Source organism: Bacillus sp. SB49 (assembly GCF_000469135.2).
Classification (GTDB): Bacteria; Bacillota; Bacilli; order Bacillales; family Halobacillaceae; genus Halobacillus.
In genome coordinates, this window is record NZ_CP048117.1 from 1,364,704 (window position 1) to 1,377,397 (window position 12,694).

Here is a 12,694-nt window from a genome sequence, read left to right on the forward strand (position 1 = left end):
AACAAGGAGGAATACAGGGATGAAAACGGTAGCGATCTCCGGTTCCGTCGTCGGTTCGAAAACAAGAACCGCGCTGGGACAGGTAGAGCAAGAGTGGAAACAAAAATATCCGGATACCAGCTTTGAGCTGCTTGATCTGGCTGAGTATGACATTCCATACAGCGATGGACGCAACTACTTGGAATATGAAGGGGATGCCGGATACGTGACAAAAACGATCATGGAAGCCGATGCTGTGATCATTGGCACGCCGATATTCCAAGCATCCATTCCCGGTGCGCTGAAGAACGTCTTCGACATGCTTCCGGTCAATGCTTTCCTTGATAAAGTCGTAAGCATTGTCGTCACGGCAGGCTCATCCAAGCACTATTTGATTGCAGAGCAGCAGCTGAAACCGATTCTGTCCTATATGAAAGCACAGATCGTCCAGACGTTCGTTTTTCTCGTCGAAGAGGACTTCCGAGGGAAAGCGATCGTGAATGATGACGTTCTATTTCGGATCGAGCGTCTCGTCGAAGATACGAAACTGCTTGCCGATACGTACAAGCAGATGTTGGAGAAGAGGGAAGAGGACTATGACTTCTAAAAGGTCGGAGCTTTAATGAAGAGGGGATGGGGGCAAGAGCGGACTCCGGGAAATGGCACGACTCACGGAAAGTGCTCTATTCTCCGGATCCCGATCTCTTCCGTGCACTCCTTCTTGTTTCCCGCCGTACTGGATAGGAAGCAGTTATTTTTCGATTTTTGTTGACGGGTTTCGACATCCTTCGTATAATAAAATTACAGAATAATCAGAAAACTTTTACATCCTATGCTCTTATTATGGAAGAAGGAGTGGTCGAAATGGCTCCAGGGCCGAAGGAAATGAGTCCGCGGCGGTCATCCACAGGGTTGCAGGAGAATGTCGGCAGTCTGTTAGCTTATCTGCTTGGTTTTATCACAGGCACTGTCCTATTGCTCATCGAGAAAGAGAACGAGACGATCCGCTTCCACGCTGTCCAGTCGATTTTCGTCTTCGGAGGGATTTTCCTTCTGACCATCGTGCTGAATTTCGTTCCCGTCCTTGGCCTGCTTGTAAGCATCCTGATCGCGCCGGTTTCCTTCATCCTTTGGCTTTTTCTTATGTACAAGGCTTATCAGGGAGGGCGCTATCATCTGCCCGTCCTCGGCAGGATGGCGGAAGACCAGCTCCGAAAAGTGCATAAATAAACAAAAAAGAACTTCCATTTGGAAGTTCTTTTTTGTTTTTACTGCCTATGTTGCGCCGATTGGTTTTAGTGGGGAGAGCCGGTGTCGAAGTTGGACCCGCGTACGTCTGTCGTGTTTTCAATGGCGACGAGGGCGTTCGGATCGATTTCATCGACGACCGAGCGGACAGTGGACAGTTCGATCCGTGATACGATCGTGTAGATAATTTTCTTCGGCTGTTTAGAGAAGACCCCTTCCCCTTGAATATACGTCATTCCACGGCCGAGCTGGTCAAGAAGGGAGTCGGCGATCTCTTCCGGTTTCTCGGAAATGATGGTGACCGATTTCCATTCTTCCAGCCCTTCCACGACAATGTCGATCATCTTATAAGCAATATAATACGTAATGATCGAGTACATGGCCGTTTCCCAGCTGAATACGAGCAGCGCGGCCAGTATGAAGATGAATACGTTGACGACCATGATGAACTGGCCGACGGAAACCGGCCGTTTTTTACTGACGAGGATGGCGATGATTTCTGTACCATCGAGTGCTCCTCCTGTTCGGATGACGAGCCCGACCCCTGTGCCGAGAATGACGGCCCCGATCACCGTTGCCAGGAACAGGTCATCTGTCACCGGTTCAAAATGGTGAAGGTAAGCAGTGCTTAACGAGAGTACGACGACTCCGTAGAGGGTATGCATCGTGAACTTCATCCCGATTTTCCTGTAGCCTATGTATAGGAATGGCAGGTTCAAGAGAATGAGGAAGATACTCATCGTCCAGCCGGTAAGTTCCGAAGCGATGATGGAAAGGCCGATGACCCCTCCGTCGAGAATGTCGTTCGGGACGAGGAAGAATTCAAGACCCGCGGCTGCGATCATCGCACCGATCGTGATCATAATGAGGAATCTTACTTCTCGAAGTATTCTTTTTTTCTTTATAGTAGCCAACAACGATCAACCTTTCTTTCCAGTACCATGACTTTTGTTTATCCTAAACTCGGATACTTCTTTTCTATTATACCATTTTTATGAAATAAAACATTGACCTAACGACCTAATTTAATTATCATCTAATTAGATACATATTAAATTAGTTGAGGAGGAAAAGGGATGCAGCTGGATAAAATGGTTCATTTCCACAAGGCGGTCGGTGACCCGACGAGGCTCAGGATCATCGCTATGCTAAGGCAGGGGCCGCTGCACGGGCAGGCGATCGCAGGAAAGCTCGGTTTAAAGCCGCCGACGATCACCCATCATTTGAAGAAGCTGAAGGATACGGGGATGGTGTATGCCAGGCGCGATAAAAATACGGTGTACTTCCATTTGGATGAGGAACGGCTGAAGATGATGTCGACAGCGATTCTTCGGATTGGGGACGACAGCGGATGGAAGGCGCAGGAACTTCATGTCGATGACTCCGACCAAAGAAAGATTATCCGCAGTTTCATCACGATAGATGGAAAGCTGAAGCACCTGCCTAGTCAGTTGAAGAAGAAAAATGTCGTTCTCAGCTATTTCGTAAAGGGATTAAAACAAGGCGAAGTGTATGAGGAGAAGGACATCAATGCGTATATCCGCACCTTCTTCGATGATCCCGCAACGCTGAGAAGAGAATGGGTCATGCAGCAGTTCGTATACAGGGAAAACGGGAAGTATGAACGCAATCCGGAAGCTATGTGGCCGGTGGTCGTTCCCGATCATATTGGGTGAGACCGGATGCAGCCGCTCCTGGAAGGGCGGTTTTCTTTTGAATATCTAATTAGATATTCGTCTAATAAGGGGGAGGGAAATGAAAAATCATCCATATCGATATTTATTTTACGCTGGAATTGTAAACGGCGTCGGGGATCGTTTCAGCCAGGTGGCTGTACTGACGCTTCTCTTGCAGCTGACGGGATCGGGAATGGCGGTGGGGGCAGCCTTGGGGCTCCGCGTCCTCCCTTATCTGCTTCTTTCGCCGTTTGCGGGACGGCTGGCGGATAGATGGAGCAAGAAGCGTCTGTTGATTCTTACCGATTTGTGCCGTCTCCCGTTTGCTCTATCCTTTCTGTTTGTCCGATCAGAAGCGGACGTATGGATCCTGTTTGTCGGAATGGTCGTCCTTGCAAGCGGAGAGGCGTTTTATCAGCCGGTGCGAAAAAGTATGATTGCACAAATCGTGGAGAAGAAGGATATCCTTGAGGTCAACGGTCGGGAGCAGGCGCTTCTTGGTATCGTTTTGATCGGCGGTTCGATCACCGGTGGGATCGTCAGCTACTTATTCGGCGGCTCGCTCGCCTTCCTTCTTAATGCGGCATCGTTTCTTGGCGCTGCATTATTCCTGCTGCCGCTGAAGGATAAGCGCAAGGTCTCTGTCACAAAAGCATCTCCTCCGAAGTTCCGTTGGAAAGGCGGAATCGGTTTCGCGGTGGCGTTCCTTTTGATAGGAGCAGCGATGGACGGTGTGTTCAATCTTATGATTACCGTTTATGGCGAGCGGCTATTCAGCCTTGGAGAACTGGGGGTCGGTCTGCTGTACGGCTCACTCGGAGCCGGGATGATGATCAGCTTTTATGTGACCAGGAGGTTGAAGGGAGAGCATTTATTGACCTATGCGTTCTTGCTGCTTTTTATGGAAGGAGCCGGACAGTCGGCCGCCAGTCAAATGACATCGTTCCCGCTGCTCGCAGCTGCATTTTTCTTTGTTTCCTTTATTGGTGGAGCAGCCGGTGCGGTGGTGGACAGTTACATTATGAAATCGACACCTGCCGGAGAAGAGGGCCGGGTGTTCGGCCGCATTGAATCCTGGACGAATGTCCAAATCGGCCTCGTCATGTTCATTTCGGGTGTGCTCATCGATCATTTCCATGAGAGGCTGGTCGGCTTCAGCGGCGGTTTGATCGGTATGATTGGAGCAGTTGTGCTTTATTTGCTTTTCCAGTATAAAAAAAAGAGTGCCGGCGAAGCAGGAAATGGGAAGGGAATCAGCGAAATAACGGGATAGAAGAATGCAGTCAGCACGCCTGTCACCAGAACGGTGGCGGGCGTTTGTTTTGTCGAAATAATGGGAATATATAGAGGTAGACTTTGGTAATTGGAGGAATCCGAATGGAGACGACACCGTGGACGATCGACCGTTATGAAGGAGAAGAAGCAGACAGAAAGTCAGATATCGTGGCGGTGGAATATCCATTGACCATCTTTATTAACGGCAACGAATTCGCGACGATGGTGTGTACACCGATCGATTTGGAAGTCCTTGTCACCGGTTTTCTCGCATCGGAAGGGCTCATCCGGAAAGCAGACGATATCAAAAAGCTTACGATCGACATGGACCGCGGTATCGCCTACGCAGAAACACATCGACCGATTGCCGTCAGCGGGGAAGGCCAGAAAAGGTGGATCGGTTCCTGCTGCGGCAAGAGCCGGGCGTTCTATTTCAAGAATGATGCTGCTACGGCGAGGACGGCGGTCGATGATACCGCTTATACGCCGGACACCTGTTTTCGCATGATGGATGCTTTCCATAGGGAAGCAGAGACGTTCCACGAGACCGGCGGCGTGCATCAGGCAGCCATTGCGAAAGACGGGAAGATCATGAAGGCGTACACGGACATCGGACGGCATAACGCCCTCGACAAACTTTACGGGTACCTCCTGATGGAGCGAATGGAACACAGGGGACTCGCCGTCCTGTTCAGCGGGCGGATATCTTCGGAAGTGTTATTGAAGGTGTCGAAGATGAGGATTGGTTTCCTTTTGTCCAAATCGGCACCGACGGACCTCGCTCTCCAGCTGGCCGAGGACCTCCATATAACGGCCGTCGGCTTCGTCCGTGGAAGGCGGATGAACGTTTATACACACCCGAGTCGAATCAAGGAATCATCGAAAGGAGGCGTTTCGGTTGAATGAGCACACAGTGGTGACCATCAACGGAACAGAATATTTAGCAGACCCGGAACAAAATTTACTGGATTTGATCAATACGACAGGGGAACAGGTGCCGCAGATCTGCTACAACGAATCCCTCGGACCTATCCAGACGTGTGATACGTGTATCGTCCAGGTGAACGGCGAGCTTACGCGTGCCTGCGGTACAGAAGTCAAGGCAGGCATGAAAGTCCAGACGAAACTACCTCACGTACATAAAGCCCAGAAGGAATCGCTGGACCGGATTCTTGAGAAGCATGAGCTTTACTGCACGGTGTGTGACTATAATAACGGCTCTTGTGAGATTCACAACACGATGGCGGATTTCGGACTGGAGCACCAGTCGCGGCCGTTTCAACCGACGAGCTATGAGAAGGATGAATCTGGTTCCTTTTACCGGTATGATCCGGATCAGTGTATCTTGTGCGGACGATGTGTAGAAGTCTGCCAGGATGTCCAGGTCAATGAAACCCTTACCATCGATTGGGACAGGAAAGAACCACGCGTCATCTGGGATAATGATGTTCCGATCGATCAGTCTTCCTGCGTCAACTGTGGACAGTGTTCGACTGTTTGTCCGTGTAACGCAATGATGGAGAAGGGCATGGAGGGCGAAGCCGGTTTTCTTACGGATACCGAGCCCGGCATTCTGAAGTCGATGATCCAGCTTACGAAGAAAGTGGAGACGGGGTATGGTCCGCTCTTTGCCGTATCCGATTCGGAAGCAGCGATGCGTGAGGACCGGATCGACAAGACGAAAACCGTCTGTACGTACTGCGGGGTAGGCTGCTCGTTTGACGTATGGACGAAGGGCCGCCAGATTCTTAAAGTGGAACCGAACGCCCAGTCTCCGGCAAACGGAATTTCCTCCTGTGTCAAAGGGAAGTTCGGCTGGGACTATGTCAACAGTGATGAGCGTCTGACCAAGCCGCTGGTCCGTCGCGGCGATCAATTCGAGGAAGTGGAATGGGAAGAAGCGATCGACTTCATCGGGGACCGGATGGAGAAGATCAAAGCGGAAAAAGGGGCAGATCACCTCGCATTCATTTCCTCGTCCAAAGCGACCAATGAAGAATCGTACTTGATGCAGAAACTGGCACGCCAGGTCATCGGGACGAATAACGTCGATAACTGTTCCCGCTACTGTCAGGCACCGGCGACGAAAGGCTTGTTCCGGACGGTCGGCTACGGCGGCGATTCAGGATCCATCGATGATATAGCGAAAAGTAAGCTCGTCATTACTATCGGTTCGAACACGGCAGAATCCCACCCGGTGCTCGCTTCCCGTATCAAGCGTTCCCAGAAGCTTTTTGACCAGAAGCTTTTCGTCTTCGATCTCCGTAAGCATGAAATGGCGAAGCGGGCGGACCGCTTTTACCGTCCGAAAGCAGGAACGGATCTTGTCTGGCTTTCCGCTGTGACGAAGTATATTCTCGATCAGGGCTGGCAGGACGAAAAGTTTCTGGATCAGTGGGTGAACGGGTTTGAGGAGTATCTGGAGAGCCTGGAGCCGTTTACGCTTGCATATGCCAGTGACTTGACCGGTATTCCAGTATCCGAGCTTAAAGATGTCGCTAAGGAGATCGCTGAATCAGAATCTGTCGTCATATGCTGGGCAATGGGTGTGACGCAGCATATGCTCGGAAGTGACACGAGTACGGCAATCAGTAACCTGCTTCTTATTACAGGGAACTATGGACGCCCCGGCGTTGGCGCTTATCCGCTGCGCGGGCATAACAATGTCCAAGGATGCAGTGATTTCGGCAGTATGCCTGACTTCTTCCCGGGGTACGAGAAGACAACAGACGACGAAGCACGTGCCAGATATGAGAAAGCATGGGACGTCTCTATTCCGAAGGACCCGGGGATGGACAACCATGAAATGATCGAGTCGATCCATGCAGGGGACTTATCTGCCATGTATGTCATGGGAGAAGATACCGGCGTCGTTGATGCGAACATCAATTATGTCACAAGTGCCTTTGAGAAGCTTGACCTCTTCATCGTACAGGACCTATTCCTGACGAAGACGGCAGAATATGCCGATGTTGTTCTTCCTGCTTCTCCGAGTCTGGAGAAGGAAGGGACGTTTACGAATACCGAACGGAGAATCCAGAGGCTCTACAACAGCTTTGATCCACTGGAAGGAACGAAGCCGGACTGGCAGATCATCCAGCTGATTGCCAAGCGGCTCGGCTATGACTGGAATTATAGTCACCCGGGAGAAATCATGGCAGAAGCGGCAGGACTTGCCCCGTTGTTTGCGGGCGTAAGCTATGATCGCCTCGAAGGGTATCAGTCGCTGCAGTGGCCGGTAGCCGAAGACGGAAGTGATCAGCCTGTCTTGTTCCTCGACGGTTTTCCATTCGACGATAAGAAGGCGAAACTGTATCCTCTCTCGTATGAATTGATGTACGACACGGATGAGGAGTACGACCTTCACGTCAACAACGGCCGCCTGCTGGAACATTTCCACGAAGGGAATATGACCTATAAGTCAGAGGGTATCCGGCGCAAGACGCCGAACGCCTTCATCGAAATCTCGCCGGAACTTGCAAAAGAGCGTGGTATCGAAGAAGGAGCGGAAGTGAAGCTGATATCGGAGGCGGGGGAAGCGACCGGGGTCGTCACCGTTACCGACCGCGTCCGCGGCAAGGAAATCTTCCTGCCTTTGAATGATAACGGAAAATCAGCGGTCAATTATTTGACAGACAACCGTGTTGACAAGGACAGCAATACCCCGGCATATAAGGAGATAGCGGTCAAAATGAAAGTGCTGAAGAAGAAAGGGAAATCACCGATTCCTTCCAACAACCACCGAAGAGGCGATCCAGTACCACAGATCAGTGTACAGGTGAAGAAAAAATGGCAGCGGGAAGATTATGTATTCCCGGGCAGTCAGGGGGAACGATGAATGGCGAAGGCGATCACGAATATTAAGCGGATGGAAATATCCCGGGATACGCAGATCGAAAAAGATGTTCAGGAAGTCAGGGAAGCGGTCGCTGACAATAAGGATGCCATCCTGAAAGGCATCCGCCTGCTCCGGACGCTTGATGAGGAAGGGACACTGGATACAGCGACGGCCTTCTTGAAGGCGAAAGACGAGGCGCTTGCCAATGTGGTGAAGGAAATTGATAAAGACCAGTATGAACCCTTACTGAACAACATCCCAGAGCTCATCTTTCTGCTTGGAGATTTGAACGTATCCGGCCTGCGCGACCTTTCTTCCCGATTAAATAACGGGATTGAACAGATGGAGGGGGAAGGATACAAAGAAAAAACGTCGATCCTCGACCTTGCCAAAGTGCTGAAAGATCCGGAAATCAACCGCAGCATCACGATGCTCCTAGCCTTCCTGAAAGGGATGGGGAAATAAATAAGAAGAATTAGAAAAGAAACGGGTCTGCGCAGACCCGTTTCTTTTATGGTTATATTTAAATGGAAGCCCGGCCTTAATTAAATTTCCAGGAAGAACCATACAATCATGATGACTTGAATTACGATTTTCGCCACGGTGCCGCCTAGGAACCCGAATAGAGAGCCGACGGCCGCCTTGAATGCCTCCTCTGCAGCTCTTTTCTGGATGAGCTCTACGACAATGACGGCCAGGAACGGCACAATCAGGATGCCGAACGGGGGGATGATGAAAGAACCGACAATGACACCGACAGCTGCCGCCCGTTCTCCCCATTTGCTGCCTCCGTATTTCTTGACGAAGTAGCTGTTGGCAATGATATCAGAAACAATTAACAGAACGGTCAAGATGACCATGCCGATCCAGAAGAAGATCGATAAGGCTCCTCCGTTCAAAAAGAAATAGTAAGCGAGAAATCCGATCCACAAGACGAGCGGTCCGGGAATGATCGGAAAAATAATGCTTGCAAAGCTCGCGATGAAACACGCGATGATAATTACCCAAATCAATACATCCATCGTTCATTTCCTCCTAAATTTTCTTTCGTACATCTACTTTACGATAAACAAACGGTTCGGTTTCAGCAACGGTTCATTTAAAAAAGCCGGGTCTCAGAGGAGCCCGACTTTCTGTCCTTTATTTCATACCAAGTTCCTGACGATCAGGTGGGGCCATAAACTCCGGTCCGACGGGGTCTTTGACATGTTTCAGCAGAATCTCATCGATGTCCTGCAGCGTCTCCTGATCGATTTCAAAATGGCTCACTTCCTGAACAGGGTCCAGTTGGTCCGGTCTCCGTCCTCCCATGAGGGCGATGCCGGATCCAGGCTGATCGAGTACCCAGCGGAGAGCGAGATGAAGGACGTTCTTGCCGAAACGATCCTTCGCCAATTGATCCAGTTCGTGCACGGCATCCAGATATTGTTTGAAGCGCGGCTGCTGGAATTTCGGATCGTTGTTACGAAGGTCATCGCCTTTGAACTCCCTGTCAGCGGTCATTTTACCGGAGAGAAGTCCGCGGCACAGTGATCCGTAGGTTATGGATGTCAGGTCATGTTCCTGAACGTAAGGGAGCGTTTTTGATTCAATGTCCCTCTCGAACAGGTTGTACGGCGGCTGCAGGGTATGCAGAGGAGCCGCTTCCCGGAACGTATCCATCTGCTCTGGAGAAAAGTTGCTTACCCCGATGGCGCGGATTTTCCCTTGTTTATATAAATAATTAAGCGCTTCGGCCGTCTCGTGGATCGGTGTCATAGGATCCGGCCAGTGCACTTGGTAAACATCGATATAATCGGTTTGCAGACGGCGGAGGGAATCCTCCACTTCCTGATGGATCCGTTCTTTGCTGGCGTTACGGAACGCCTGGTCCTCTTTCCATTCGATGCCGACTTTCGTAGCGAGGAGAATATCCTCCCTGTTTCCATATTCTTTGACGGCTTTTCCTACGAGTTCCTCGGAATGACCGAAGCCGTATGCAGGAGCTGTATCAATGAAGTTAATCCCATGATCCAGCGCTTTATGGATGGTATCAATAGACTGTTTCTCGTCGGTACCACCCCACATCCAGCCGCCGATCGCCCATGTTCCAAGACCGATTCGGCTTGCTTCCATAGAAGTATTGCTGATATTTATTTTTTCCATAATCATAAGCACCTCCAAGTCGAGCATATGGGTGTAGTTTACCCGAATGGTCAATCTAGTAATCATAAGTTCTCGCATTCTTCCGGAACAAGTAAGGTATAATAGGAGAAAAGGGGGATGAGTGCAGTGGAGACGGTAAGGAAATGGGACGACCATCAACCACGCAGGAAAAGATGGAAGAAGGTGACGCTGTGGACCGCGGGGGTTATCGTTTTATTAGTCGTTTCGGCGCTTATTTTTGTAAACGTTTACATAAACCGCAGCCTGCCGCAGGTCAGCGGGGAAAAGCAGCTGGACGGTTTGGAGGGACAGGTGACCATCACAAGGGATGCGGACGGGGTTCCTCATATTAAAGCGGAGAATACAGCGGATCTATTCCGGGCCCAAGGGTACGTGCAGGCTCAGGACCGCCTGTTTCAAATGGAGCTTGCTCGCAGGCAGGCATCGGGAAGGTTGAGCGAAGTCGTCGGGGAAGCGACGGTGGATCAGGATCGTTATTTCCGGACACTGGGTCTGCGCCGGGCGGCAGAAAAGTCGCTGGAGGTCTATTCAGAGGAGACGATCCGTGATCTGCAGGCTTTTGCAGATGGGGTCAATACGTTTATGGAAGAAGAGCCGCTCCCGCCGGAATTTGCAATGATGGGCATAGAACCGGAGCCTTGGACACCGCTTGATTCCATCACGATCGGCAAGTATATGGCCTTTGACTTAGGCGGGCACTGGGAGCGGCAGGCGTTCCATGCGTACCTTCTGCAGAACTTCGATGAAGAAGAGGCGTACGAGCTGTTTTCATCATACCCGGAAGATGCGCCGACCGTCCTGTCAGCAGTGGATATGGAAGAGAGCTTTGCACAGGCAGTCATTCCGGAGCCGTTCAATGGCAGCAACAACTGGGTCGTGAGCGGGGAGCGGACAGAATCGGGCGCACCGATGCTTGCGGACGATCCGCATCTTGGAATCGCCACACCATCGATTTGGTACCAGATGCAGCTGGAGGCTCCTGATTACCAGGTTTCGGGCGTTATATTCCCGGGAGTGCCGGGGGTCATCCTCGGTCATAATGCAGATATCGCATGGGGGGTAACCAACGTCGGTCCGGACGTGCAGCAGCTTTACGTAGAAAAGCGTAATCCGGACGATCCTACGCAGTTCGAATTCGAAGGGGAGTGGGAGCAGGCGGAGGTGATCGCCGAACCGATTGAGGTCAAAGATGGAGACACGGTCGAATTAGAGGTGCTGGAAACGCGTCACGGACCGGTCATCAGCGAATTTGCCGAAGAGACGGGCAAGGATGAGGTGCTTTCCCTAAGGTGGACGGCGCTCGATCCGACAACGGAGCTGGAAGCGGTCATGGAGATCAACCGGGCGGATGATTGGTCTTCTTTTGAAAAAGGGTTGGAGAAGTTCCTCGCTCCTGCTCAAAATTTCGTGTTTGCCGATAAAGATGGAACGATCGCCTATAAAGCGAACGGCCGCATTCCGATCTATGAAAATCCGGATGACGCGCTGCTGCCGCTCCCGGGTTGGAAGAAGGAAACGGAGTGGAAAGGATTCATTCCTTTCGACGAGCTGCCGACGTCTGTCAATCCGGAAGAGGGCTTTATCGCGACAGCCAATAACAAAATTACAAACGACGATTATCCCTATCATATCAGTCACAACTGGGCACAGCCTTATCGATATGAGCGGATCGCTGAGATGATTCAGGCGGAGGATGACATGACGCCGGAGGACTTTCAGGCGATGCAGATGGATGTGAAGAACCTGCAGGCGGAAGAATTCCTCGGCTATATGACGGAAACGATGAATGGGGATTGGAACGACATCGAACGAGAGAGCCTCGCCCTCATGAAGGACTGGAATTTGGAAGACGATGCCGGACTTGCTCAGCCGCTCATTTTTCACCATTGGATGTTAACGATGCAGGACGTGTTGTATAAGGATATTTCAAAAGACATGCGTGGACTGTTCGGCGGATCTGCGCAGACAACGGACGAACTGCTTCGCATGGTCCAGGATGGGGAAGAGTCCCGCTGGATGGAAAAGGCCGGCGGGGTGGAAGAAGTATTGGAGTCGTCATTCCGAAAGACGATCACGGAACTGACGGAAATGTATGGGGAGGATCCTTCCGCCTGGACGTGGGGGGACGGGCACGCGGTTGAATTCACGCATCCGCTTTCCAGCATCGGCTTTCTCGAACGCTTCCTGAACCCCGGCGACCCGGAGCCTGTCAGCGGAAGCCGCGTAACGGTCAGGGCTGCAGGGTTCAACGATGACGGGATCGTCAATCATGGTGCCTCGTGGCGGTTCGTCATCGATATGGAAGATCCAACAGAAGCCTACCACGTCGTTGGTCCAGGTCAGTCGGGTCACTTTCGGAGCGACTGGTACCACGACCAGATGATGGATTGGGTGGAAGGCGGATACCATAAGACGAGTATGACCGATTACGAAGGGGAAACGTTGACTCTGACTCCATAAACAAATCTTTTGATTTCCTGTGGGCAGGAGGCGTATAGTTTTCTATAAATCC

At 51.2% G+C, this 12,694-nt stretch carries 11 protein-coding genes; 8 read left to right on the top strand and 3 right to left on the bottom strand.

Going from position 1 to position 12,694, the window contains the following annotated elements:
- Nucleotides 1–19: 19 nt before the first annotated feature.
- The gene (locus M662_RS07160; protein ID WP_008637453.1) at nt 20–586 is read left to right on the top strand and encodes an NADPH-dependent FMN reductase; all 567 of its coding nucleotides are present in this window, start codon (nt 20–22) and stop codon (nt 584–586) included.
- A gap of 257 nt (nt 587–843) precedes the next feature.
- Nucleotides 844–1,209 (top strand): DUF4870 domain-containing protein, encoded by a 366-nt coding sequence (locus tag M662_RS07165; protein ID WP_008637454.1) that lies wholly within the window; start codon nt 844–846, stop codon nt 1,207–1,209.
- A gap of 65 nt (nt 1,210–1,274) precedes the next feature.
- On the opposite strand, the gene M662_RS07170 is transcribed toward M662_RS07165, so the two are convergent.
- The gene (locus tag M662_RS07170) at nt 1,275–2,141 is read right to left on the bottom strand and encodes a YitT family protein (RefSeq protein WP_026578512.1); all 867 of its coding nucleotides are present in this window, start codon (nt 2,139–2,141) and stop codon (nt 1,275–1,277) included.
- Between the two features lie 162 nt (nt 2,142–2,303).
- On the opposite strand from M662_RS07170, the gene M662_RS07175 reads away from it, so the two are divergent.
- The 5 genes from M662_RS07175 to M662_RS07195 all read left to right on the top strand — a co-directional run bounded on the left by M662_RS07175 (nt 2,304) and on the right by M662_RS07195 (nt 8,481).
- On the top strand, nt 2,304–2,903 hold the full coding sequence (locus tag M662_RS07175; protein ID WP_008637459.1) for a DUF2087 domain-containing protein: 600 nt from the start codon (nt 2,304–2,306) through the stop codon (nt 2,901–2,903).
- A gap of 79 nt (nt 2,904–2,982) precedes the next feature.
- Complete coding sequence (locus M662_RS07180; protein ID WP_051348963.1) at nt 2,983–4,176, top strand: MFS transporter; 1,194 nt, start codon at nt 2,983–2,985, stop codon at nt 4,174–4,176.
- 104 nt (nt 4,177–4,280) lie between these two features.
- Nucleotides 4,281–5,084 carry a formate dehydrogenase accessory sulfurtransferase FdhD gene (gene fdhD / locus M662_RS07185; protein WP_026578513.1) on the top strand — a complete coding sequence of 268 codons (804 nt, stop codon included), beginning with the start codon at nt 4,281–4,283 and terminating at the stop codon, nt 5,082–5,084.
- Nucleotides 5,077–8,016, top strand: coding sequence for a formate dehydrogenase subunit alpha (gene fdhF / locus M662_RS07190; RefSeq protein ID WP_026578514.1), 2,940 nt, complete (start codon nt 5,077–5,079; stop codon nt 8,014–8,016). The genes fdhD and fdhF overlap by 8 nt, the downstream gene beginning before the upstream one ends.
- A complete protein-coding gene (locus M662_RS07195; protein WP_008637472.1) occupies nt 8,017–8,481 on the top strand; it encodes a helical membrane plugin domain-containing protein in 465 nt (154 codons plus the stop codon).
- A gap of 80 nt (nt 8,482–8,561) precedes the next feature.
- Here M662_RS07195 and M662_RS07200 read toward each other — a convergent pair whose 3' ends face one another.
- Complete coding sequence (locus tag M662_RS07200) at nt 8,562–9,038, bottom strand: DUF456 domain-containing protein (protein WP_008637477.1); 477 nt, start codon at nt 9,036–9,038, stop codon at nt 8,562–8,564.
- 118 nt (nt 9,039–9,156) lie between these two features.
- Nucleotides 9,157–10,161 carry an aldo/keto reductase gene (locus M662_RS07205; RefSeq protein ID WP_008637481.1) on the bottom strand — a complete coding sequence of 335 codons (1,005 nt, stop codon included), beginning with the start codon at nt 10,159–10,161 and terminating at the stop codon, nt 9,157–9,159.
- Nucleotides 10,162–10,278: 117 nt separating this feature from the next.
- Between M662_RS07205 and M662_RS07210 the strand changes: the two genes are divergently transcribed.
- Complete coding sequence (locus M662_RS07210) at nt 10,279–12,642, top strand: penicillin acylase family protein (RefSeq protein WP_035388476.1); 2,364 nt, start codon at nt 10,279–10,281, stop codon at nt 12,640–12,642.
- Nucleotides 12,643–12,694: the final 52 nt, after the last annotated feature.

Excerpts from the sequence above, each read along its gene's own strand:
- M662_RS07200 (WP_008637477.1), bottom strand. The coding sequence starts at position 9,038 with ATGGATGTATTGATTTGGGTAATTATCATCGCGTGTTTCATCGCGAGC.
- M662_RS07165 (WP_008637454.1), top strand. The coding sequence starts at position 844 with ATGGCTCCAGGGCCGAAGGAAATGAGTCCGCGGCGGTCATCCACAGGG.
- M662_RS07160 (WP_008637453.1), top strand. The coding sequence starts at position 20 with ATGAAAACGGTAGCGATCTCCGGTTCCGTCGTCGGTTCGAAAACAAGA.
- M662_RS07175 (WP_008637459.1), top strand. The coding sequence starts at position 2,304 with ATGCAGCTGGATAAAATGGTTCATTTCCACAAGGCGGTCGGTGACCCG.
- M662_RS07180 (WP_051348963.1), top strand. The coding sequence starts at position 2,983 with ATGAAAAATCATCCATATCGATATTTATTTTACGCTGGAATTGTAAAC.
- M662_RS07205 (WP_008637481.1), bottom strand. The coding sequence starts at position 10,161 with ATGGAAAAAATAAATATCAGCAATACTTCTATGGAAGCAAGCCGAATC.
- fdhD (WP_026578513.1), top strand. The coding sequence starts at position 4,281 with ATGGAGACGACACCGTGGACGATCGACCGTTATGAAGGAGAAGAAGCA.
- M662_RS07195 (WP_008637472.1), top strand. The coding sequence starts at position 8,017 with ATGGCGAAGGCGATCACGAATATTAAGCGGATGGAAATATCCCGGGAT.
- M662_RS07210 (WP_035388476.1), top strand. The coding sequence starts at position 10,279 with ATGAGTGCAGTGGAGACGGTAAGGAAATGGGACGACCATCAACCACGC.